The sequence below is a fragment of the Halopseudomonas yangmingensis genome (genome assembly GCF_900114825.1).
Classification (GTDB): domain Bacteria; phylum Pseudomonadota; class Gammaproteobacteria; order Pseudomonadales; family Pseudomonadaceae; genus Halopseudomonas; species Halopseudomonas yangmingensis.
Genome location: NZ_FOUI01000003.1, coordinates 189,872 through 213,588, shown reverse-complemented (window position 1 = coordinate 213,588; position 23,717 = coordinate 189,872). Strand labels below are relative to the sequence as shown.

Genomic DNA, 23,717 nt, shown 5'->3' with positions numbered 1-23,717 from the left:
TGTTCCATTTGCCTTCCGTGGAGTCCGCATGACCGTCAAGAATGCCTTTTATGCCCAGTCCGGTGGTGTCACCGCCGTGATCAACGCTTCCGCCGCCGGCGTCATCGAAACTGCCCGCCAGCATCCGGATCGTATCGGCAAGGTATTTGCCGGCCGCAACGGCATCATTGGTGCGCTGACCGAAGACCTGATCGACACCAGCCTGGAATCGGCAGAGAACATTGCTGCCCTGCGCCACACACCGTCCGGCGCCTTCGGCTCCTGCCGCTACAAGCTGAAGAGCCTGGAAGCCAACCGCGCCGAGTACGAGCGACTGATCGAGGTGTTCAAAGCGCACAATATCGGCTACTTCTTCTACAACGGCGGCGGCGACTCCGCCGACACCTGCCTGAAGGTCTCGCAGCTGGCGGAAACCATGGGTTATCCGATCCAGGCCATCCATGTTCCCAAGACCGTCGACAACGACCTGCCGATCACCGACTGCTGCCCGGGCTTTGGCTCGGTGGCCAAGTACGTCGCCACCTCGATCCGCGAGGCCGGTTTCGACGTCGCCTCGATGGGCGCCACCTCAACCAAGGTATTCATCCTTGAGGTGATGGGCCGCCACGCCGGCTGGATCACTGCCGCCTGCGGCCTGGCCAGCGAAGGTGAAGGCCAGCCGCCACACATCCTGCTGTTCCCCGAGGTGCAGTTTGACCAGGCCAAATTCCTCGCCCGGGTCGATGAATGCGTCAAGACCTACGGCTACTGCGTGATTGGCGTCTCCGAGGGCATCAAGAACAGCGACGGCAAGTTCCTCTCGGAAACCGGCCTGACTGACGCCTTCGGCCATGCCCAGCTGGGCGGCGTGGCACCGACCGTAGCCAAGCTGGTCAAGGATGCGTTGGGCTACAAATACCACTGGGCAGTGGCTGACTACCTGCAGCGCGCCGCCCGCCACATCGCCTCCAAAGTCGATGTCGAGCAGGCCTATGCACTGGGCCAGGCAGCGGTGAACATCGCCCTGCAAGGCAAGAACTCGGTAATGCCAGCGATCCGCCGTTTGCAGGATGCACCCTACCAGTGGGACATCATCGAGGCTCCGCTGAAGGACGTGGCCAACGTTGAGAAGTTCATGCCGCGCGACTTTATTACCGAGGACGGCTTCCATATCACCGACGCCTGCCGTACCTACCTGTCGCCGCTGATCCAGGGTGAGGACTACCCGCCGTTCAAGAACGGTCTGCCCGACTATGTGCGTCTGGGCAACCACAGCATCGAGCGCAAGCTGCCGCCCTTCTCTGTGTAATCTTGCTCTACTCTGGCCGGGAACCTCCGGCCAGAGCTATCCATCGACCCACTCCCGCATTCAGCGCCACTGCTTGCTGCTTGAAGAATGTCTCGCGCTGAGGCACGATTTGTCATGTCTGACTGCTATAACGGCATCAGACACACTCTGACTGAAAATGAGGAAAGCGTATGCGTATTGTGCAGGCCGGTGCTGAGCGCCTTGACGAAATCACTCCGCTGTTCATCAAGTACCGCGAATTCTACGGCCAACTGCCCAAGCCCGAGGCATCCCGTCGCTTTCTTGAAGACCGCCTGAAGCACGAACAGGCCATCATTCTGGTCGCCGAAGACGAGACCAGTGGCAAGGTGCTGGGCTTCTGCCAATTCATCCCCAGCTTTTCGGCACTGACACTGGCACCCAGCTGGGTGCTCAAGGGCATCTATGTGATCGAGGAAGCCCGCCGCCAATTGGTCGGTGACAACCTGATCAATCATGCCAAAGACATGGCCCGTGCCGCCGGCATCAAGCGCATGACGGTGATGACCGGTGAAACCAACGATGTTGCCCAGAGCCTGTACCGCTCACTGGGCTTTACCGACGACGTGGACTTCCGCTACTTCGCCCTGAAGCTCTGAGCCCTCTCCGGCGGAGCGCAGCCGGGCTGCGCTACAGCACACCCCACACCACCCGCAGCGCCAGGCCCAGCAAGACCACCCCGGTCAGGCGCTGCAGCCAGTGTGCCTGGCGCCGTACCAACGGCAGAATGCGAGAATTGGACAGCGTCAGCGCCACCAGCACGTACCAGCTGGCATCAATCAGCATGGCGGTCAGCACGATGATCAGCTTGCCGGCCAGTCCCAGATCCGGAGTGACGAACTGGCTGAGCAGGGCAACAAAGAACACCACCAGCTTGGGGTTGCCAAAGGCCACCAGCAGCCCATCGCGGGCAGCGCGCAGCCTGGCCGTGGCCTGTTGCTGCGGCTCGATGAACTCACCCGGACGGCTGCGCAGCGCCTGGATTCCCAGCCAGGCCAGATAGGCCGCGCCGGCCCAACTGATCAGCTGGAACAGCAGCGGCTGACGGGCCATCAGTGCGCCCAGACCCCAGACCGTCAACAGCGCATAAACGCCTACACCGAAGGCATGCGCGACCCCGGCGCTGACACCGCTGGCGCGGCCGCCACCCAGTGTGTGCCGCAGCACCAGCGCCAGACTCGGGCCGGGTGACATCGCCCCGAGGGCACAGACTGCCACCAGCGACAACCACAGACTCAGACTCACGGACAATCCCCTCGACAAAATGCATGGCGCCGGTCAGCGGAACTGACCGGCGCCATCATACGGGTCGGACAACAGATTCAGATGATACGCGAGAAGCGCTGCTGGTTGTCCGCTGCCAGGTAGGCATCAAACACCATGCACACCGAACGCACCAGCAAGCGGCCAGCCGGTAGCACTTCGATACCCTGCTGATCCAGACGGATCAGGCCGTCGCGGTGCATCTGCTCAAGCAGCGGCCAGGCATCGGCGAAGTAGCTGCGAAAATCGATGGCAAATCGCTGCTCGATATCGGCAAAGGCCAGCCGGAAATTGCAGATCAGCTGGGTGATCACCGCGCGCCGCAGGCGGTCATCGGCGTTGCGGATCAACCCGCGGCGTACTGCCAGCTGGCCGTTGTCGACGGTTTCCTGGTACAGGTTGACGTCGGCGGTGTTCTGGCAGAACAGATCACCCACCTGACTGATCGAAGACACGCCCATGCCCAGCAGATCGCAATGATCGTGGGTGGTGTAGCCCTGGAAGTTGCGTTGCAGCTCGCCATTGTCCTGGGCCTGACTGAGCAGGTCGTCGGGTAGCGCGAAGTGATCCATGCCGATATAGCGATAACCGGCTTCGGCCATCTGGCGGATGCTGTTCTCGAACATCAGCAGCTTGTCTGCCGGGCTTGGCAGATCCTCGGCGTTGATCCGCCGCTGCGGCTTGAAGCGCTCCGGCAGGTGCGCGTAGTTGAAGATCGACAGGCGATCGGGGCGCAGGGCGATGATCGCCTCCAGGGTTTTCGCAAAGCCCGCCGGCGTCTGCTTCGGCAGGCCATAGATCAGATCGATATTGATCGAGCGGAAGCCCAGTTGACGCGCCGCCTTCATCACCGCCTCGGTCTGCTCGAAACTTTGCAGCCGATTGACCGCGCGCTGCACCTCGGGGTCCAGATCCTGCACGCCGAAACTGACGCGGTTGAAACCGATTTCACGCAGCACGCCCATGGTCGCCCAGTCGGCCTCGCGTGGATCGATTTCGATGCTGTAGTCGCCACCGTCATCGCTGCGCAGGCTGAAGGATTCGCGCAACTTCAGCAGCAGTTCACGCAACTGCTCATTGCTCAGGAAGGTCGGCGTGCCGCCACCCAAATGCAACTGCTCAACCTGCTGTTCGGGGCTGACGTGCGACTTGAGCAGGTCGATCTCACGGTACAGGCTATCCAGATACGGCTGTGAACGGCTGCGATCCTTGGTGATCACCTTGTTGCACGCGCAGTAGTAGCAAATGTTCGCGCAAAACGGGATGTGGATATACAGCGACAGCGGGGTGCGCTGCTCGCAAGATTTATCCAGCGCCGCCAGCAGGTCGGACGGGGTAATGCCGTCATGGAACTGCACAGCGGTCGGGTAGGAGGTATATCGGGGACCGGCCTTGTCGTAGCGACGGATAAGCTCGGCATCCCACTGAATCGGATTGAACATGGTCATGACTCCGCAAAAAGGCTGTTAAAAACTGGCAGGCGTCTGGTGGCCGCTGCCGGTTCCATCGCCGGCGGCACTGCGTCTGTTCGAATGGGCCAAGTCTGCTGACAGAGTGGCCTGGGTACTTTGATGCACATCAACGTATAGGGTTTTGGCTGCGTGATCATTTGATTGCCAACCTGCGCGCCAACTTGTGCAGGTTACTGGAATCCACGTCCAGCAAACGCGCTGCCGAGGCCCAGTTGCCCTCGGCCTGCTCCAGAGCCAGTACGATCTGCTCACGCTGACAGGCATCCACTGCTTGGCGCAACGGCATCAGCGGACGTGGCGCGAGGGCGACCGGCGCTGCAACAGCCATCCCTTCAGGCTGGGCGACAGCACTAATATCCAAATGCGAGCTGTCGAGCGTCAGAATCGCCTGACGCTGGCCATGCCGGCCAATCGCCTTGAGTGCCGCACGGCTGATCACATGCTCCAGCTCGCGCACGTTGCCCGGCCAGCTGTAACCGAGCAGCAATTGCTCGGCGTCTGCTGACAGGCGCAGGCTGCGCACACCCAGCCGACTTCTGTTAAGTTCCATAAAATGTCCGGCCAGCAACAGAATGTCGTTGCCGCGCGCACGCAATGGCGGGATGGGCACAGGATACACCGACAGGCGGTGATACAGGTCGGCGCGAAAATCACCACTGGCAACACTGTCGGCCAGATTACGATTGGTCGCCGCCACAATGCGGACATCCACGCGCAGCGGTTTGTCAGCCCCCAAACGCTGGATTTCTCCGTTCTGCAGGGCACGCAGCAGTTTGGCCTGTACGCTCAAGGGTAACTCGCCCACCTCGTCCAGAAACAGGGTGCCACCGTTGGCCGCATCAAAGCGCCCACTGCGATCCGTGTTGGCACCGGAGAAGGCGCCACGCACATGGCCGAACAGCTCGCTTTCCGCCAGGCTCTCGGGCAGGGCCGCACAGTTCACATGCACCAGCGGCTTGGCGGAACGTCGGGAATTGCGGTGCAACCAGCGGGCAAACAACTCCTTGCCGACGCCTGTCTCACCGGATAACAGCACCGGCAGGTCTGACTCTGCCACTACTCTCAACTCATCCAGCAGGGTAGTAATCACCTTGCTGCGACCGATGATGCCCTGCTCGTCTACCTCGACAGGCGCCTCGCCTTCGTGGCTGCGCGACAGCCGCAGGCTGCGGTTTTCCTGCTCCAGACGGGTAACCCGTACAAAGGCTTCGACCATAGGCACCAGCCGCTGCAACTCCAGGCGTGCTGCTTCGTCAAAGGTTCCTGCCTCCAGCGCATCCAGTGTCAGCGCCCCCCAGATCCGGCCTTCCACGTACAGGCTGACGCCCATGCAGTCATGCACTGGCAGCGGCTCCCCGGGCGAGTCATCGAGCAACCCGTCGTAGGGGTCGGGTAACGGACTGCCCGGGTCAAACCAGGTCGGCTCACGACGTGACAGCAAGGCAGCCAGCCGCGGGTGGCGGGCGGTCTCAAAGCGCCGACCCAGAGCCTCCTGCACCAGCCCCACGGCTGCCAGCGGACGCAGGCAGTCATCTCCATGCTGCAGCAGCACCACGGCGCCGCAACGAAAATGGTTGCGCAGGCTATGCACCAGCCGCTGCAAACGCACGGCAGCTGGCAATTCAGCAACAAGGTCTGCCATCAGCAGGGTTTCAAGCATGGTATAAAAAACCCTTTAAAGGTATCTCTGACCCGAAATCCTACGGGTAGATTAAACCCATGTAAAGCCTGAACAGAAAACCAGACTTGATGAAACCCGGCTTGCCGGAAGCTGGCAGGAGCCCCTTGATGAGCGGCAAGCCAGGCGGGCAAAGGCCCGCAGCAGAGCCATAGCGACCAGATGTCGCAGGATTCGGTCACAACACACCTATCTGCCTCTGCTTTCCACGCTGGCACGCTGCTTGCTGTGTAGAGAGCAGCCCTGTCATCCAACGACCTACACTGGAAGCTTTTGCATGCACATCGATTACCTGAAAAGCAGCCTTGGCACCCTCGCCACCCAAATTCCCGGTGCTACCGGTGTTTTCCACCAGCACAATCTGAACTTCTGTTGTGGTGGCCATCACAGCCTCGCCGAAGCCGCCGCTGAAAAGGGTCTGGATCCCCAACAGATCATCAAACAGCTGCAATCACTGGAACAGCAGCCCGGCAGCGGTCGCGACTGGACCCAAGCCAGCGAAAGCGAACTGATCGAGCACCTGCTGCAACGCTATCACGACCGCCATCGCGAGCAGCTACCGGAACTAATCCGTCTGGCACGCAAGGTCGAGCAGGTACATAACGATCACCCGGCATGCCCGCACGGGCTGGCCGATCACCTCAGCGACATGCTGCAGGAACTGGAAAGCCATATGCTCAAGGAGGAACAGATTCTGTTTCCGATGCTCGCTCGTGGCCAGATCGCCATGGCCGGCGGCCCCATCAGCGTGATGCGTTTCGAGCATGACCAACACGGGGAAGCACTGGCACAACTGCAACGCCTGAGCAACGATGCCTGTCCGCCCGAAGGGGCCTGCCGCACCTGGCAGGCGCTCTATCTCGGATTACAGGAACTGCGCCAGGACCTGATGGATCATATCCATCTAGAAAACAACATCCTGTTTGCCAGCAGCCCTCGTCCGTCCTGGAGCTGATCTGTGCTGCGGTGGCGGGGATAACCCGCCACCCGAGGTCAAAGTACGAACATCGCCTTGGCGCACACCACCAGCAGCACGGCATGCAGGAGCAGACTCAGATTGATCAGACGCATACCACGCTCACCTGCCGCATTGCGCATGCGCAACACAATCAGCAGCACGTAATGCCCGACAATCAGCACGGCCAGCAGAATCTTCAGGCTCAACAACAGCGCGAAATTACTGGCAAAGGGATCGTTCAACAACTGCCGGTAAGGCCACACCAGCAGGATGCCGCAGCCGTACAGCACCAGGGCCACAATATGGATGACATGTCTGGCGCGCTTGCCCAACGCCTGCGACAGGCGCGTCCTGTCTGACTCATCCAGGGCGTGACGGGAAGCACCGAGTATCGCCACCTGAAAGAACAGCGTACCGATAAAAGCGATAGCTGCCAGCAGGTGCAGCGTTTTGATCAACAGATAGGACATGCTCACCTCGGACCCGCAAAAGTGTCAGAATACCCGATAACGACCTGTGCAGCAGCGCCCGTGCGCGGCTGAAATACGGATCGCAAACACCCACAGGGCTCATGCCGAGCCACCCGTGCCGGAGTTCCGGCTGCTGGAGTAGACCATGCACGCTTCATCCAAACCTGCTGCCCTGCTGCAATTGGGTTTCAGGCCATTCTTTCTCGGCGGCGCCCTCTATGCTGCCCTTGCCATTCCGCTATGGATTGCCGGTTTTTTTGGTCATCTTGGCGGTCTGCAACCAGCCGGTGGCTGGCTGATCTGGCATCAGCATGAAATGCTGTTCGGCTTTGGTGGCGCTATTGTTGCCGGTTTTTTGCTGACCGCCGTGCAAAACTGGACCGGCGTACCCGGGCTGGCTGGCCGCCCCCTGGCGTTGCTGGCGGGTATCTGGCTGGCGGCACGTCTGGCCTGGCTGCTGAATGCTCCGCTTTGGCTGCTGATCCCGCTGGATCTGGCATTTTTCCCGGCAGTTGCCATTTCCATGGCGATCAGCCTGGGCAAGGTCAAACAGACCCGCAATTACCCCATAGTACTGGTGCTGGCACTGCTGGCCGTAGCCAACCTGGTGGCACTGATCGGCCTGCAACAGGGCGACTACAGCCTGCTGCGCCAGGGTTCGCAAGGCGCCCTGTGGCTGGTGGTGGCGCTGATGAGCCTGATTGGCGGCCGAGTGATTCCCTTCTTCACCTCTCGCGGGCTGGGACGCAACACACAACCCCAACCGATAGAATGGCTGGACAACGCCCTGCTGGTTGGCAGCATAGTACTGTCTCTGCTGATGCTGTCCGGCTTTGGCCTCAAGCAACAGCTTTGGCAAGCCCCGCTGTACGCCCTGCTGGCTGCCGGACATGGCGTACGCCTGCTGCGCTGGCATGATCGCGGCCTGTGGCAGGTACCCCTGCTATGGTCACTGCATCTGGCCTACGCCTGGCTGGTGATTGCACTGCTGGCCATGACCTGCTGGCATCTTGGCTGGTCAATCGGCTTCAGTCAGGCCACCCATCTGCTGGCAATCGGCAGCATGAGCGGGCTGATTCTGGCAATGACTGCACGGGTCACCCTGGGCCATACCGGCCGACCCCTGCAACCCCCTGCCAGCATGTCGGTGGCATTCCTGTTCATTAACCTGGCCGTACCGGCACGTGTCTGGCTGACCAGCGTCTGGCCCCAGCCCGGTTACTGGGTAGCTGCCATCTGCTGGGGCATTGCTTTCGGTCTGTTCCTCTGGCATTACGCCCCGATGCTGACGCGCATGCGCATTGATGGCCGCCCGGGATAAACCACACAATATTGCTGCGTATTGTCGCAGCCAGCCTTCTGCACGACGGACCGTGCTAGGCTTGGCGTAGCGGCAATCGCAGACGGTGTGGACCTGATTTCGTCGCAGCGCTGGACGAAATTTCGGGCCATCTCTAGGATGTGCTTGACGGACATCAAAACCACAATCATGAAGACGCACACGGGCCTTAACATGACCCTCAGCAAGGAACAACGCACGCAAGTCCTGATGCATCCGATGTTCTCCGGTTTCAGCACGGAGATACAGGATGAGCTGCTCTCGGAAGCGCAGTACCGGGAACATCACCCTCAACACCTGATTCTGCGCCAGGGCGACACCGCCGAGCGTTTTTTTCTGGTGCTGGAGGGCAAGGTCAAACTCTTCCGGATTTCTGCTGACGGCAAGGAAAAGGTCGTCGAAATCATCCAGCCCGGGCACACCTTCGCCGAGGCGGTGATGTTCATGAACAAGCCGCTGTATCCAGTGTGCGCCGAGTCACTGGATGCAGTGAAACTGATCAGCTTTTCCAACCGCATGATGCTGGATTATCTGGAACGCTATCCGAAAATCTGCCTGCATCTGCTTGGCCATCTGAGCATTCGCCTTCACCAACGTCTGGATGAGCTGGAAAACCTCACGCTGCAGAACGCCACCCAACGTTTTGCCCTGTATCTGGTCAGCCAGATCAAGGATCGCACCGAGGATTGCGTGGAGATGGACCTGATGCTGCCAAAGGGCCTGATCGCCGCCCGTCTGTCGATCAAGCCGGAAACCCTGTCCCGCGTGATGGCTACCCTGCGCGGTGATGGATTGATTGAAAGCCGTGGCCGGCACATCACCATTCCCAGTGTAAGCCGGCTGCTCAGCGAGTTTTCTGCTGAGGCTTAAGGCTACCCGATAGCCGGGAGTGACGCATGCTGATACGACTCTTGTGGCGCGCGCTGGCTTCACTGTCACTGGGGCTCGGCGCGCTGGGCGTATTGCTGCCTGGCCTGCCGACTACCCCCTTCCTGCTGGTCGCTGCCTGGGCCGGCTCACGCGGCTGGCCCAGCCTGGAAGCCCGTCTGCTGGCACACCCGACCTATGGCCCGAGCATCCATCACTGGCGCACCAGCCGGGCGGTGCCACGCCAGGCCAAATGGCTGGCCAGCGCGCTGATGGCCAGCAGCCTGCTGATGATCTGGCTACTGCCTGCCCCGCACTGGCTGCGTATCGCCCTCAGCCTGTTCCTGCCACTAGTCGCCCTCTGGCTGTGGCGCCGCCCGGAAGCCTGAACACAACAAGCATCACGCAACGACACCTATCAGCACAGCCCGGTATCCGCTGGCGGATAGCGGGCTGTGCACGGCACTCGAGCTGATCAGGCCTTATCTGACAGATCAACCGGCAAGCCCTGCTGAAAAATCGACAATACCCGCATAAAGCTCTCCTCTGGCGCGGCTCGCAACTGCATCGGCTGCCCGGTGTGCGGATGTACGAAGCCCATACCGGTGGCCGCCAGCATCAGCCGGCCGCCGCCGAAACGCTCGGCAAAATAGTGGTTGTGGCGAGTCCTCCCGTAATTGGTATCACCAATAATCGGATGACTGATGTGTTGCATATGCCGGCGCAACTGGTGCTTGCGCCCGCTGTGCGGGGTCAGCGCCAGCAGGCTGTAGCGGCTGCACGGATAACCCTCGATAGCCACCGGCAGCTCAGTGGTCGCCAGCCGCCGGAAGCTGGTACTGGCCTCGCGCAGTGGCTGCGGATCCTCCTTGCAACGCCGGTCAACCGCCTGCTCACGCAGGGCGTGCTCGATAAGCCCTTGCTCCGCCGGCCAGCCGCGCACCAGCGCCAGGTACTCCTTGTGTACCTCGCCGGCCATAAATGCCTTGCCGAGCAGACTGGCGGTCTGCGCATCGCGGGCAAACAGCAGCAGCCCGGAGGTCGGACGATCCAGTCGGTGTAACGGATAGACATGCGCCCCGCCATTCAGCGTCCGGGCATATTGCAAGGCAAACTCGGTCTCGTGCCGATCAATCGGGCTGCAGTGCAGCAGCAAGCCGGCCGGCTTGTGCACCGCCAGCAACCAGCCATCACGGAAAATTTCGCGCAGTGGATTGGCCAACGTCTCAGTCATCGCCAGCCTGCTCAGCCGCCGCAATGCAGACCGCACACAGGCAGGCACAGCCGCGCTGCTGCTCCGGCACGCTCTGCAGCAGCGCCGTCTCAACCTTGACCTGGCGGCACCAGCAATCGACCTCGAAACTCCCGGCCAGGGCCGGGGCACACTGATTCGGCTGACCGCACAGCGGGCAGTGCAACGCAGACTGTGGCTTCATGGAACTGCCTTCCGATTGATCATGATCTGCGCGGCATTTTGCAATCAGATGGCTTTCAATTCAACGAAGCAACGGAAGATACCATGCACCTGAAAAAAACGGGCCGCAGCAGCGGCCCAAAGGGAGAGATAGTGGTTGGCAGCGGCCTCAGCCGCCACTGGCATTCATGAAACGCACCACCTGCACTTCGTTGACATCGAACTCATGGCGCGCCGGCTTGCGTTGCAGGGCGGCCTGCAGGGCCTCCAGCACCGGGGTGTCAGTGGTCGGATGACGGCGCAACAGGCCGCGCATGTCGATCGAATTCTCATGCCCAAGGCACAGCAGCAGCCGGCCCTCGGCGGTCACCCGTACGCGGTTGCAGGTGCTGCAGAAATTGTGCGAGTGCGGTGAAATAAAACCGATGCGGCTGTCCGGATAGCCTTCAACACGCATATAACGGGCCGGGCCACCGCTCTGTTCGGCACTGTCGATCAGTACATGCGAGCGGCGGATGATCTCGCGTACCTCGTCGCTCGAACAAAACGCCTCGGCACGCGAACGACCGACATGGCCGAGCGGCATTTCCTCGATAAAACTGATATCCAGACCACGCTGCAGGGCATAGTCGACCAGTGCCGGCACCTCATCGGCATTGCGCCCCTTCATCACCACCACATTCAGCTTGATGCGCTGGAAACCGGCTTCGCGTGCCGCCTCGATGCCATCCAGCACCTGCTGCAACTCGCCGGTACGGGTAATGGCGCGAAAGCGTTCGGCATCCAGGCTGTCGAGGCTGATATTCAGCCGCTTGACGCCTGCCTCGGCCAGCGGCCTGGCCAGCTTGACCAATTGCGAGCCGTTACTGGTCATCACCAGTTCACGCAGCCCCGGCAGCGCACTGATGCGCGAACACAGGTCAACTATGCCCTGACGCACCAGCGGCTCGCCGCCGGTCAGGCGGATTTTCTTCACACCCTGAGCCACCAGAATACCGGCCAGTCGCTCGATTTCCTCCAGCGTCAGCACCTGCTGACGCGGCAGGAAAGTCATGTCCTCGGCCATGCAATAGACACAACGGAAATCACAACGGTCGGTCACCGACAGGCGCACATAATCAATGCGCCGCCCCAGTCCGTCGATCAGCTGTTGTTCGGCCATGGCCATCTCCTCGTTATTGCACCAGCGGTGAATCGGCGGCACGCAACTGGATACCCTTGATATCAGCCTCACCGATAAGGGTTTCCAGATACTGCACCACAGCTTTCTGCCATACGCGTCCATCCAGCTCTTCAGAAATGGCATCACGCACCATCTCGAAGGGCAACTGACGGCCGTCAATACGCTGATCGACAAACACTATGTGTAGCCCGTAGCGGGATTCCAGCGGACGCTCGCACAGGCCTTCTTCAAGACGCAGCAACTGTCGCTCGAACTCTGGAACCGTCTGGCCCTTGCTGATCTGGCCCAGTGCGCCACCCTGCTCCTTCGACGGGCAGCCGGAATGACGCTTCGCCAGATCAGCAAAGCGATCCGGATTGGCTTTCAATTGCTGGATGATTTCTGCCGCGGCCTCACCCAAACGGCTGCGCTCGATCTCGTCATCCGGAGCCGCCGCCAGCAGTATATGCCGGGCCGCCACTAGTGGTGCGGTCTGGTAACGCGCCTGATTGGCCTGATAGAAACGCTGCAGGCTGTCTTCGTCAGCCAGCGGGATCTGCACCTCGCGCTCCAGCAGGCAGCGTACCAGCGCGTCGTGTTCAGTTTCCCCTTCGTGACATTCAACATTCAGGCCCAGGGCTGAAGCCCGTTGTTCCAACAGGGTCTGGATCACCAGTGCCTGGGCAGCCAGATACACCGCATCGTCACGGTTCTCGGCGGGGTGGTACTGCATTTCCCTGGCAATCGCCTGCGGATCGAGCGCTACGCCATTGACCCGTACGTCGGGCCACTCCGGGCGTTCACTGGTGGCGATGATGGCTGAGTTGTTCATGGGGGAATCCTGTATTGCGAAAATTAGGGATATTCTAAAGAAAGCCGTGAATCGTCACTCCCGCGAAGGCGAGAGCCCAGGTAATTCGAAAACTCTGGATTCCCGCCTGCGCGGGAATGACGGCATTTTCAGAAATTCCTTTGTGCGCCAGCGTCCGATCGAGATAGCTCCCCGACCGGACGCAAACGGCTCAGCCCTTCTGGCGGACAATCTGGTAACGGCGTCCCAGATACCATACCGGAGCACTGATGATGTGCACCAGACGGGTGAACGGGAACAGTACGAACAGCGTCAGGCCAAGGAATACATGCAGCTTGTAGACCAGGCTGACCGGCTCGATCGACGCCGCCGCCATCACCGGCTGGAAGGTTACGGTGTACTGGGCCCAGTTGGCCAGCATCACCATCACCGAGCCATCCATATGACCGGCAGAAGCCGGAATGGTAGCCAGCCCCAGCAGCAACTGCGCCAGCAGAACCCAGAGGATCATGATGTCGGAGAAGCTCGACTGGGCACGTACGCGCGGGTTGGTCAGCCGGCGATGCAGCAGCATGACCAGACCCACCAGACACATCAGGCCAGCGATACCACCAACGATCATCGCTACCAGCTGCTTGCCGGAAGTGCTGATGACATGGTGATAGATCGACTCGGGCACCAGCAGACCAACAAAGTGACCGCCCAGAATCAGCAGAATGCCGACATGAAACAGGTTGCTGGCCATGCGCATGCCCTGGGTCTGCATCAACTGGCTGGAATGCGCCTTCCAGGTGTATTGCGACAGGTCAAAACGCGCCCAGCTGCCGATAATGCAGACAGCCAGAGCGATATAGGGATAAACCCCGTACAGAAGAAAATTGAAGTTGGACATCACTGCCTCCTACGCCTTGCTCGCCGGCACGGCGCTGTTGTTGAAATCTACCCAGTGCACAGGAACAGCACTTTCTTCGCGGGCCTTGCCGGGGCTACGCGAAACGCCGCAGTCACCCTGGCTGTCGCCATTCAGGAAAGTTACCTGCTCCTCTTCCCATTCCTTGTCCAGCGCCTCAAGGCTGTTGTCCGGCACCTCGGCGGCCACCTTCTCGCGCAACTCGCCCAGGGCTTGCTGCGGATCGGCTCCGGCAATCTGCAGCAGCGCCGTAAAACAGGCCGCGTAAGGACTCTCACGCTCCTGCAAACGGGCTGCCAGCAGGGCCAGCAGGTGCTCGACATCGGCCAGGCCTTCGCGCGCTTCGATATCCTCACGACTGGCCAGATACTCCAGATACAGCGGGATATAGTCAGGCAGCTCCTTGACACCAATGGCAAAGCCGGCTTCTTCGTACTGGGCCATCAGGTCAACCATGGCCTGGCCACGATCACGCGATTCGCCATGCACATGCTCGAACAGCAGCAGTGACAGATAGCGGCCGCGCTCGAACAGCTCGGTGTAGTTTTCCTGAACGTCCATCAGCTCGCCACGGGACAGGTACTGAAGCAGCTCGCCAAGGGCCTGACGCTGCTCAGGACTGATCTCGCGCGCCGCGTCAATCGCCGCGGCGAGCTCGTCCCGGGCCGCCACAAGGGCGGCCTCGGGGTAATCCATCAACAGCGATATCACCTTGAGAATGCGCATGCTCATTCCTCCCAGAGCTGGACGGTCTTCAGCACATCACGACGAGTGGCCTTCTTGCCACCGAACATGTTGACGTCGGAAGAGCCACTGCAGCCGCTGCCGAAGCTGAAGCCGCAGCCATTACGCTCGGCAAAGGCTTCGCTCATGGCTTCTTCACGGTGCGCACTGGGGATCACGTAGCGGTCCTCATAGTTGGCAATGGCCAGGTAGCGGTACATGTCCTCGGCCAACGCCCTGGTCAGGCCCACCTCTTCCAGTGCCTTGAGGTTTTCCACGCCATCCACCTGCTGCGAACGCTTGTAGACACGCATCGCCAGCAAACGCTTGAGGGCCAGTTTGACAGGCTCTTCATCACCGGCAGTCAGCATGTTGGCCAGATAGCGCAGCGGAATCCGCAGGCTGTCAACGTCCGGCAGAATGCCGTTCATGCCCACCTTGCCAGCCTCGGCAGCGTTCTGGATCGGCGACAGCGGCGGCACGTACCAGACCATCGGCAGGGTGCGATATTCCGGGTGCAGCGGCAGCGCCAGCTTCCAGTCAACCGCCATCTTGTATACCGGCGACTGCTTGGCCGCCTCGATCACGGACATCGGCACGCCATCGGCCAGCGCCTGCTTGACCACCTTGGGGTCATGCGGGTCGAGGAAGATTTCCAGCTGCTTCAGGTACAGATCCTTCTCGTTCGGGGTGCTCGCCACCTCATGGATGCGGTCGGCATCATAGAGCAGCACGCCGAGGTAGCGGATACGACCTACGCAGGTTTCCGAGCACACGGTGGGCATGCCGGCTTCGATACGCGGGTAGCAGAAAATGCACTTCTCGGACTTGCCGCTCTTCCAGTTGAAGTAGATCTTCTTGTACGGGCAGCCGCTGATACACATGCGCCAGCCGCGGCACTTTTCCTGGTCGATCAGGACGATACCGTCTTCTTCACGCTTGTAAATCGCACCGCTTGGGCAGGCTGCAGCACAGGCCGGGTTCAGGCAGTGCTCGCACAGGCGCGGCAGGTACATCATGAAGGTGTTTTCGTACTGGCCGTAGATATCTGCCTGTACGGCGTCGAAGTTCTTGTCCTTGCGGCGCTTGGCAAACTCGGTACCGAGAATCTCTTCCCAGTTCGGGCCCCACTCGATCTTCTCCATGCGCTTGCCGGAAACCGCCGAACGCGGACGGGCAACCGGCTGGTGCTGACTGATCGGCGCGGTATGCAGGTTCTGGTAGTCGAAGTCGAACGGCTCGTAATAGTCGTCGATGGTCGGCATATCCGGGTTGGCGAAGATATTCGCCAACACGCGGAACTTGCCACCAATCTTCGGATTGATCGAGCCATCCTTGTTGCGGACCCAGCCGCCCTTCCACTTGTCCTGGTTTTCCCACTCTTTCGGGTAGCCGATACCGGGTTTGGTCTCGACGTTGTTGAACCACGCATATTCCATGCCTTCACGGCTGGTCCACACGTTCTTGCAGGTGATCGAGCAGGTATGGCAGCCGATGCACTTGTCCAGATTCAGCACCATGCCCACTTGTGAACGAATTTTCATGGCTGTCTCCTCAATCGATATCCTGGGGCAAAGGCTGCGGCAGAGCGTCCCCGTTGGGGCCGTCGAGCCAGTCAACCTTGCTCATTTTGCGCACCACCACGAACTCGTCGCGGTTGCAGCCGACGGTGCCGTAGTAGTTGAAGCCATAGGACTGCTGCGCATAGCTACCGATCATGTGAGTCGGCTTGAGCACTACCCGGGTAACCGAGTTGTGGTGACCACCACGGGTACCGGTGGTCTCGCTGCCAGGCACGTTCACGATACGTTCCTGGGCGTGGTACATCATGACCATGCCTTCCTTGACCCGCTGACTGACTACCGCGCGGGCGGTCAGGGCACCGTTGGCGTTGAAGCACTCAACCCAGTCGTTATCTTCAATGCCGGCCTTCTTGGCATCGATTTCCGACAACCAGATGATCGGACCACCACGACTCAGGGTGAGCATGATCAGGTTGTCCGAGTAGGTGCTGTGAATACCCCACTTCTGGTGCGGAGTGATCCAGTTCAACACGATCTCGGTATTGCCGTTGGGCTTCTTGCCTTTGACGTAACCGATGGAGCGGGTGTCGATCGGCGGACGGTAGCTCATCAGCTGCTCACCGAAGGCCTGCATCCACGGGTGATCCTGATAGAACTGCTGACGACCGGTGATGGTGCGCCACGGAATGTACTCGTGAACGTTGGTGTAGCCGGCGTTGTAGCTGACATTCTCGTCTTCCAGGCCTGACCAGGTCGGGCTGGAGATGATCTTGCGCGGCTGCGCCTGGATGTCACGGAAGCGGATTGCCTCGTGCTCCTTGCTGGTAGCCAGGTGTGTGTGATCAAGACCGGTCATCTTCGACAGTGCGCCCCAGGCCTTGACTGCCACGTGACCATTGGTCTCCGGTGCCAGACTGAGAATCACTTCTGCCGCATCGATCGCCGAGTTGATCCGCGGACGGCCCTGGCTGACACCCTCATCCTGCTCCAGATAGTTCAGCTTGCCGAGGAACTCGACTTCATGGTCGGTGTTCCAGGTAATGCCCTTGCCGCCGTTGCCGAGTTTTTCCAGCAGCGGACCCAGCGAGGTGAACTTCTTGTAGGTATTCGGGTAATCGCGCTCGACCACCGCCATGTTCGGGAAGTTCTTGCCCGGAACAGGCGCTTCACCAGCGGTTTTCCAGTCGCTGCCACCAAAGGGCTGCGCCAGTTCGCCGGGGGTGTCGTGCTGGGTCGGCACGGTGACCAGATCCTGCTCCACGCCGAGCACGCCCTCGGAGACTTCCGAGAACTTCTTGGCGATCAGCTTGTAGATCTCCCAATCCGACTTGGCTTCCCAGGCCGGATCAATGGCTTGCGACAGCGGGTGAATGAAGGGGTGCATGTCCGAGGTGTTCATGTCGTCCTTCTCGTACCAGGTCGCGGTCGGCAGCACGATATCCGAGTACACGCAGGTCGAGGACATGCGGAAGTCCAGGGTAGTCACCAGGTCTACCTTGCCGGTAGCACCGTCATCCACCCACTCGGCTTCCTGCGGCTTGAGACCGTCGCGCTTGCCCACATCCTCGTTCATCACGCCATGCTTCTCGGCACCCAGCAGGTACTTGAGCATGTATTCATGGCCCTTGCCGGAGGAGCCCAGCAGGTTGGAACGCCAGATGAACATGTTGCGCGGGAAGTTGGCCGGGTTGTCCGGCTGTTCGCAGGCATACTTCAGGCTACCGTCCTGCATCGACTGCAGTACATAATCCTTCGGATCCATGCCCTTGGCAGCCGCTTCGCGGCAGATCTGCAGCGGGTTACGCGCCAGCTGAGGGGCGCTCGGCAACCAACCGGCACGCTCGGCACGGATGTTGTAGTCGAGCATGTGCTCGGGCATCTGCGACTTGTCAGCCAGCGGCGACAGCACCTCGTGGATGCTCATCTTCTCGTGACGCCACTGCGAACTGTGGTTGTAGAAGAAGCTGGTGCCGTTCATCTGGCGCGGCGGACGGCTCCAGTCCAGACCAAAGGCCAGCGGCAGCCAGCCGCACTGCGGACGCAGTTTCTCCTGACCGACATAGTGTGCCCAGCCACCACCGCTCTGACCCACGCAGCCACACAGCATCAGCATGTTGATCAGACCACGGTAGTTCATGTCCATGTGGTACCAGTGGTTCATCGCCGCACCAACGATGATCATCGACTTGCCACGGGTCTTGTCGGCGTTGTCGGCGAACTCGCGGGCCACCTGGATGACTTTCTCGCGGGATACACCGGTAATCGCTTCCTGCCAGGCCGGCGTACCCGGAACGCTGGCGTCGTCGTAGGTGCTGGCAACGTTCTTGCCGCCCAGACCACGATCGATACCCAGACCGGCAGCCTGGATGTCGAACACGGTGGCGACTTTGACCTGACTGCCATCGGCCAGGGTCAGGCTGCGCGCCGGTACGCGACGGAACTGGATTTCCTCGCCTTCGACGTGCTGGAAGTGCTCGTGCAGTTGACCACCGAAGTACGGGTAGGCAACTTCAACGGCCTCACCGGCTTCAATCTGCGACAGTTGCAACTCGACATCGCGGCCTTCGCGGCCTTCGCGGGCCTCGATATTCCACTTGCCGGATTCGCCCCAGCGATAGCCAATCGAACCCAGCGGCGACACCAGCTCGCCACTCTTGCTGTCGACGGCAACGGTCTTCCACTCGGGATTGTTATCCTGACCCAGCTTGTCGCTGAGGTCGGAAGCGCGCAGGAAGCGGGTCGGCTTGAAGCCGCCATCGAAGTCTTCCAACATCACCAGCATCGGCAGGTCGGTATAACGACGCACGTAGTCGGTGAAGTAGGCGCTCGGCTTCTCCAGGTGGAATTCCTTGAAGATCACGTGGTTGAACGCCTGAGCCAGCGCCGCATCGGTGCCCTGCTTGGGGTTCAGCCAGAGATCGGTGAGCTTGGAGACTTCCGCATAGTCCGGGGTAACCGAGACGGTCTTGGCACCCTTGTAACGGACTTCGGTGAAAAAGTGCGCATCCGGGGTACGGGTCTGCGGAACGTTGGAACCCCAGGCAATGATGTAGTTGGAGTTGTACCAGTCGGCCGATTCCGGCACGTCGGTCTGCTCACCCCATACCTGCGGAGAGGCGGGCGGCAGGTCACAGTACCAGTCGTAGAACGACAGGCAGACACCACCGATCAGCGACAGGTAACGGCTGCCGGCAGCATAGCTGACCATCGACATGGCCGGGATCGGTGAGAAGCCGATGACCCGGTCCGGACCGTACTGCTTCACGGTATAGACGTTGGCTGCGGCGATGATCTCGGTCACTTCATCCCAGCTGGAGCGAATGAAACCACCCAGACCGCGCTTGCTCTTGTAGGAATCGGCCTTGGCCTTGTCCTCGACGATGCTGGCCCAGGCATCGACCGGGCTCATGCTGGCCCGCGCCTCACGCCACAGCTTGAGCAGCGGCTTGCGTACCTTGGGGTACTTCAGACGGTTGGCGCTGTAGATGTACCAGCTGTAGCTGGCACCGCGCGGGCAACCACGCGGCTCGTGGTTGGGCAGGTCCGGGCGGGTACGCGGATAGTCGGTCTGCTGGGTTTCCCAGGTGATCAGGCCGTTTTTCACGTAGATCTTCCAGGAACAGGATCCGGTGCAGTTCACCCCGTGGGTGGAACGCACGATCTTGTCGTACTGCCAGCGGGCACGGTAAACGTTCTCCCAGTCACGGGACTCCTGGCGGGTCTCGCCGTGACCATCGGCGAATTCACCCTGCTTCTTCTTGAAGAAGCGCAGTTGATCGAGCAGGTGGCTCATGGTTTCTCTCCTCATTCCGGTTTGACGCAGGGTCTGACCGGGTGGCTGTCAAGTCGTTGGCCGCCGGCCCCACGGTGGGCCGGCAGGCAAAAATAATTTCAGGTCGCTTGCTGTCTTTGTGCCTCCAGTTCCCGATCCACCGAGGACACGTAATATTCTTCGGAGAACGCACCTTCGGGTTCCTTCAGCCAGACAAAGCACAGGGCGAAGCTGATAAAGGCCCCGGCAGCAATGATCATGAAAAACTGTGAGGGTGTGACAAAGGTGTACAGGGTCAGGTAGCAGACCGCGCCGACGTTGCCATAGGCCCCGGCCATACCGGAGATCTGCCCGGTAATGCGCCGCTTGATTGACGGAATGATGCCGAAGGTGGCGCCTTCTGCACCCTGCACAAACACCGAGCAGGCGACGGTGACAGCCACAGCAATCAACAGCGGCCACTTCTCGTTCATCAGGCTCATCATCAGGAAGCCCACACCGATGCCGAACATATAAGCCAGCATGACAAAGCGGCGGTTACCCATACGATCGGACACCAATCCACCCATCGGGCGCGCCACCAGATTGACGAAAGCAAAGGACGCGGCAATCAGACCAGCAGTGGTCGGCGTCAGACCCCAGGTCAACTCGAAGAACATCGGCAGCATGGAAACTACCGCCAGTTCCGCACCGAAGTTGGCGAAGTAGGTTGAATTCAGCGCCGCCACGGTATTGAAAGGATACTTGTCATCCTCGGGCACACCCTTTTTCAGGATCGGAATATTCACCCGCAGGATCTGTACCACCTGATAGGTCACTACCAGTGCAATGGCTAGGTAGCAGATCAGGGCTCCGGTAGCACTGAGATAACCCATGCCCTCAATACGCCAGACCAGCACCGCCAGCACCCCGACCATCGGGATGGTCCAGAGGATCAGTTTGATCATGTCAGCCCAGCTGCTGACCTCCATGGCGCTGGCCTTCTTCGGCTTGTGATGTACGGTGCCGGGCGGGCCATCGGTCAGGGCAAACCAGTAATAAACGCCATAGACGGCCATGATGATCGCCGAACTGGCAACTGCCCAACGCCAGCCCTCGGGGCCACCGAAGATATGGATAGCAATAGCCGGCAAGCTCATGGCAGCGGCGGCTGAACCGAAGTTGCCCCAGCCGGCATAGAAGCCCTCGGCAAAGCCGATATCCTTGGGCTTGAACCACATGGCGGTCATATGGATGCCGACCACGAAGCTGGCACCGATCGAGCTGAGTACCAGACGCGACACCAGCAACTGCGTGCGGCTGTCACCAAAGGCAAAGAAGAAGGCCGGCAAGGCCATGACCACCATCAGCACCGAGAACACCCGGCGCGGACCCCAGCGATCCAGCGCCATACCGACAATGATGCGTGCCGGAATGGTCAATGCCACGTTGCAGATGGCGAACAGCTTGAGGTCATCCGGAGTCAACCAGTCGACGCTCTTCAGCATGCTGGAGGCCAATGGAGCCATGCCAAACCAGACAAAGAAGCAAATGTAGAATGCCAACCAGGTCAGGTGCAGCGCCCTGATCTCCGGATTACTCCACTTGAACACGTCCGATACTTTCACTTGTCTCTACTCCGTAAAGCCGGGTCAGGGGCAGGACTGGATCAACACCGGGCACGAAGCCCGGCGCGCCAGAAATGCACTGACACTGCCGAAGGTCATGTAGTCGAGCTCGTCAACCAGCAGGTTGAGCGAGCGTGAAATAAAACCACCGTCGGGCTCGTTACTGTGGCGGGCAATCACCAGCAGATCCGGCTTCTTGTTTTCCGAGGCTTTCAGAAGCATCTTGCGTGCATCACCCTCGGCGAGAATGACATCCACATCCAGCCCTTCGGCCGCGACCTGGTCCGCCGCCTCACGCAAGAACCGGCGGAACTCGCTCTTCTGTGCCTCATGTAAATCGTTACTGGAGTCGCTGCTGTCCAGCGAGCCCTCAACCACACCGACCAGCATGATCAACGGCTTCAGCGGCTTGAACATCTCCAGCGTGGCCCCCAGGGCCTTGCGTGCGTTGCGCGATCCGTCGTAGGCGATCATGATTTTCATGGCTGTGCTCCCGTTGTGTCAGGGGTTCTTCACGTAGGCATTGCTACGCAGGTAGAACCACCAGTTGAGTACCAGACAAAGAGCATAGAACACCGCAAAACCATACATGGCTATTTCAGGGGTGCCGGCACGCACCTGCTCACCAATCACGATAGGCGCAACAAAGGAGCCGTAGGCGCCCACAGCCGAGGTCCAACCGAGCACCGGGCCTGCCTGTTCGCGGTTGTAGATCACGCCAATCGAGCGGAAGGTTGAACCGTTACCGATACCACTGGCAGCGAAGAGCACCAGGAAGATCAACAGGAAGCTGAAGAAAAACTGCTCGGGCTGTTCCGCCACATAGGCCTGCTGCATCACATAACCGGCAGCAATAGAAGCCAGCACCATGACCACCGAAATCACCTGGGTCACGATGGAGCCGCCAACCTTGTCGGAAACCCAGCCGCCCAGCGGACGGATCAGCGCACCGATAAAGGGTCCGATCCAGGCATAGGTCAGGGCGCTCGGGGCATTCGGGTTGGCTACACGGGTTACCGTGCCATCCGCTGCCACTTCATTCATGAAGCCGAAGATCACCGTAATCGACAGCGGGAGTGCCATCGAGAAACCGATAAAGGAACCAAAGGTCAGGATGTACAGCACGGTCATCGACCAGGTGTGCTTGTCACTGAAAATGGCGAACTGACGCTTGATGTTCGGCTTGATGCTGCCCGGCAGCATACGCAGCATGCCAAGGGTCAGACCGATGGTCAGCAACATCACCAGCCACATATTGATCACACCCAGGCCGGTCGGCGCTGGCAGGTACAGATACAAACCGATAGCTGCCGCGATAAAACCGACACCGTACAGACCAAGGATCTTGCCAAAAGCACCCATGGCATTACCCGGATTTGGGGTAATCGGCAGCAGGTTGTTCATGCCGAACCAGCCGGCGAAGGCCAGCGGCACCAGAAACAGCAGCCAGACAAAACCGGCGTTCTGGATCCAGGTATCAGTGCCGGCGAGGATTCGGCCGATCAGGGTTCCGCTGTCCTGAACCAGCACCATGGAGCCACCGGCAAAGGCACCGAATACGCCGGCAGTCATCACCAGCGGAATCAGGATCTGCATGGTGGTCACACCGAAGTTGCCAAGACCGGCATTCAGACCAAGCGCCAGTCCCTGCTGGTTTTTCGGAAAGAAGGTGCTGATATTGCTCATCGAGCAGGCAAAGTTACCGCCACCGATACCGGAGAGGAAAGCCAGCAACTGGAATACCCACAGCGGCGTATCAGTGCTCTGCAACGCCAGACCGGCACCAAAAGCCGGTATCATCAGCATGGCGGTGGTGAGGAAGATGGTGTTGCGGCCACCGGCGATGCGGATCATGAAGGAGGCCGGAATCCGCAAGGTCGCACCGGTCAGACCGGCAATTGCAGTCAGGGTAAACAGGTCTGCCTGGGCAAAGGGAAAGCCAAGGTTGATCATCTGTACAGTGATGATCCCCCACATCAGCCAGATGGCAAAGCCCATCAGCAGACTGGGGATGGATATCCACAGGTTACGGTTGGCAATTTTCTTGCCGGTGGACTCCCAGAACGACGGGTCTTCCACATCCCATTTCTTGATGTCGCTCATGCTGTTTCATTCCTCACTGGAGACTGTTCGGCCTGCCACGTACAGCAATGGCAGGCTCCATGGCTGTAACGCTATAGCTCAGAGGCGCGACGATGGTTGATCCAAGTCAACTTTTCCAGTTCAGCTTTGTGACAGAAAGCCGTCCAATACCACTTACTGAGTACTTATATTTATAAAATTTTTCCTTTTAAAACATAAGCTTAAATCAGAACAAAGAGACACCCCTGAAAGCTTCTGACAGAAGCAATGCATTGGGGTATTCCCCTGACGACTAGGCAAAAACAACCGGGGCCGTCACACTGGCAAAACCTGACCTGCCCGATCGGATAATCGTCAGTA

At 59.9% G+C, this 23,717-nt stretch carries 21 protein-coding genes; 6 read left to right on the top strand and 15 right to left on the bottom strand.

Features of this window, described 5'->3' with window-relative positions; all coding sequences use genetic code 11:
* Window positions 1-28 precede the first annotated feature (28 nt).
* Together BMZ23_RS05105 and BMZ23_RS05100 are read left to right on the top strand one after the other, a co-directional pair.
* Entirely contained in the window at window positions 29-1,288 is a 1,260-nt protein-coding gene (locus tag BMZ23_RS05105) for a 6-phosphofructokinase (RefSeq protein WP_093473572.1), read from the top strand.
* A 170-nt stretch (window positions 1,289-1,458) separates the two neighbouring features.
* Window positions 1,459-1,905, top strand: coding sequence for a GNAT family N-acetyltransferase (locus tag BMZ23_RS05100; protein WP_093473570.1), 447 nt, complete (start codon window positions 1,459-1,461; stop codon window positions 1,903-1,905).
* 31 nt (window positions 1,906-1,936) lie between these two features.
* Here the strand turns inward: BMZ23_RS05100 and BMZ23_RS05095 are convergent, their stop codons facing one another.
* The 3 genes from BMZ23_RS05095 to norR all read right to left on the bottom strand — a co-directional run bounded on the left by BMZ23_RS05095 (window position 1,937) and on the right by norR (window position 5,701).
* Window positions 1,937-2,551: a LysE family translocator gene (locus BMZ23_RS05095; protein ID WP_177197222.1), complete on the bottom strand. Its 615-nt coding sequence runs from the start codon at window positions 2,549-2,551 to the stop codon at window positions 1,937-1,939.
* 77 nt (window positions 2,552-2,628) lie between these two features.
* Window positions 2,629-4,011, bottom strand: coding sequence for an oxygen-independent coproporphyrinogen III oxidase (gene hemN / locus BMZ23_RS05090; protein ID WP_093473568.1), 1,383 nt, complete (start codon window positions 4,009-4,011; stop codon window positions 2,629-2,631).
* Between the two features lie 163 nt (window positions 4,012-4,174).
* On the bottom strand, window positions 4,175-5,701 hold the full coding sequence (gene norR / locus BMZ23_RS05085; protein ID WP_093473566.1) for a nitric oxide reductase transcriptional regulator NorR: 1,527 nt from the start codon (window positions 5,699-5,701) through the stop codon (window positions 4,175-4,177).
* Window positions 5,702-5,996: 295 nt separating this feature from the next.
* Between norR and ytfE the strand changes: the two genes are divergently transcribed.
* A complete protein-coding gene (gene ytfE, locus BMZ23_RS05080) occupies window positions 5,997-6,674 on the top strand; it encodes an iron-sulfur cluster repair protein YtfE (RefSeq protein WP_093473564.1) in 678 nt (225 codons plus the stop codon).
* Window positions 6,675-6,712: 38 nt separating this feature from the next.
* On the opposite strand, the gene BMZ23_RS05075 is transcribed toward ytfE, so the two are convergent.
* Window positions 6,713-7,147 (bottom strand): hypothetical protein, encoded by a 435-nt coding sequence (locus tag BMZ23_RS05075; RefSeq protein WP_093473562.1) that lies wholly within the window; start codon window positions 7,145-7,147, stop codon window positions 6,713-6,715.
* Window positions 7,148-7,292: 145 nt separating this feature from the next.
* Between BMZ23_RS05075 and BMZ23_RS05070 the strand changes: the two genes are divergently transcribed.
* The 3 genes from BMZ23_RS05070 (at window position 7,293) to BMZ23_RS05060 (ending at window position 9,742) form a co-directional block, all read left to right on the top strand.
* Complete coding sequence (locus BMZ23_RS05070; RefSeq protein WP_093473559.1) at window positions 7,293-8,468, top strand: NnrS family protein; 1,176 nt, start codon at window positions 7,293-7,295, stop codon at window positions 8,466-8,468.
* 192 nt (window positions 8,469-8,660) lie between these two features.
* Window positions 8,661-9,356, top strand: coding sequence for a Crp/Fnr family transcriptional regulator (locus BMZ23_RS05065; protein WP_177197221.1), 696 nt, complete (start codon window positions 8,661-8,663; stop codon window positions 9,354-9,356).
* Between the two features lie 26 nt (window positions 9,357-9,382).
* Window positions 9,383-9,742: a YbaN family protein gene (locus BMZ23_RS05060; protein WP_093473555.1), complete on the top strand. Its 360-nt coding sequence runs from the start codon at window positions 9,383-9,385 to the stop codon at window positions 9,740-9,742.
* 86 nt (window positions 9,743-9,828) lie between these two features.
* Here BMZ23_RS05060 and BMZ23_RS05055 read toward each other — a convergent pair whose 3' ends face one another.
* The 11 genes from BMZ23_RS05055 to BMZ23_RS05005 form a co-directional block, all read right to left on the bottom strand.
* Window positions 9,829-10,587 carry a pseudouridine synthase gene (locus BMZ23_RS05055; RefSeq protein WP_218143566.1) on the bottom strand — a complete coding sequence of 253 codons (759 nt, stop codon included), beginning with the start codon at window positions 10,585-10,587 and terminating at the stop codon, window positions 9,829-9,831.
* The gene (locus BMZ23_RS05050) at window positions 10,580-10,789 is read right to left on the bottom strand and encodes a cysteine-rich CWC family protein (RefSeq protein ID WP_093473553.1); all 210 of its coding nucleotides are present in this window, start codon (window positions 10,787-10,789) and stop codon (window positions 10,580-10,582) included. Before BMZ23_RS05050 ends, BMZ23_RS05055 begins: the two co-directional genes overlap by 8 nt.
* 147 nt (window positions 10,790-10,936) lie before the next feature.
* Window positions 10,937-11,929 (bottom strand): GTP 3',8-cyclase MoaA, encoded by a 993-nt coding sequence (gene moaA / locus BMZ23_RS05045; protein ID WP_093473551.1) that lies wholly within the window; start codon window positions 11,927-11,929, stop codon window positions 10,937-10,939.
* Window positions 11,930-11,942: 13 nt separating this feature from the next.
* On the bottom strand, window positions 11,943-12,761 hold the full coding sequence (locus BMZ23_RS05040; RefSeq protein ID WP_093473549.1) for a peptidylprolyl isomerase: 819 nt from the start codon (window positions 12,759-12,761) through the stop codon (window positions 11,943-11,945).
* Window positions 12,762-12,951: 190 nt separating this feature from the next.
* Window positions 12,952-13,632 (bottom strand): respiratory nitrate reductase subunit gamma, encoded by a 681-nt coding sequence (gene narI / locus BMZ23_RS05035; protein ID WP_093473547.1) that lies wholly within the window; start codon window positions 13,630-13,632, stop codon window positions 12,952-12,954.
* A 9-nt stretch (window positions 13,633-13,641) separates the two neighbouring features.
* Window positions 13,642-14,376, bottom strand: coding sequence for a nitrate reductase molybdenum cofactor assembly chaperone (gene narJ / locus BMZ23_RS05030; protein ID WP_093473545.1), 735 nt, complete (start codon window positions 14,374-14,376; stop codon window positions 13,642-13,644).
* A 2-nt stretch (window positions 14,377-14,378) separates the two neighbouring features.
* Window positions 14,379-15,917, bottom strand: a complete 1,539-nt coding sequence (narH, locus tag BMZ23_RS05025; RefSeq protein WP_093473543.1) for a nitrate reductase subunit beta — start codon at window positions 15,915-15,917, stop codon at window positions 14,379-14,381.
* 10 nt (window positions 15,918-15,927) lie between these two features.
* Window positions 15,928-19,689: a nitrate reductase subunit alpha gene (locus BMZ23_RS05020; protein WP_093473541.1), complete on the bottom strand. Its 3,762-nt coding sequence runs from the start codon at window positions 19,687-19,689 to the stop codon at window positions 15,928-15,930.
* Between the two features lie 98 nt (window positions 19,690-19,787).
* Complete coding sequence (locus tag BMZ23_RS05015) at window positions 19,788-21,275, bottom strand: MFS transporter (protein ID WP_093473539.1); 1,488 nt, start codon at window positions 21,273-21,275, stop codon at window positions 19,788-19,790.
* Window positions 21,276-21,299: 24 nt separating this feature from the next.
* Window positions 21,300-21,758 carry a universal stress protein gene (locus BMZ23_RS05010; protein ID WP_093473537.1) on the bottom strand — a complete coding sequence of 153 codons (459 nt, stop codon included), beginning with the start codon at window positions 21,756-21,758 and terminating at the stop codon, window positions 21,300-21,302.
* An 18-nt stretch (window positions 21,759-21,776) separates the two neighbouring features.
* A complete protein-coding gene (locus BMZ23_RS05005) occupies window positions 21,777-23,378 on the bottom strand; it encodes an MFS transporter (protein ID WP_093473535.1) in 1,602 nt (533 codons plus the stop codon).
* Between the last annotated feature and the right edge of the window lie 339 nt (window positions 23,379-23,717).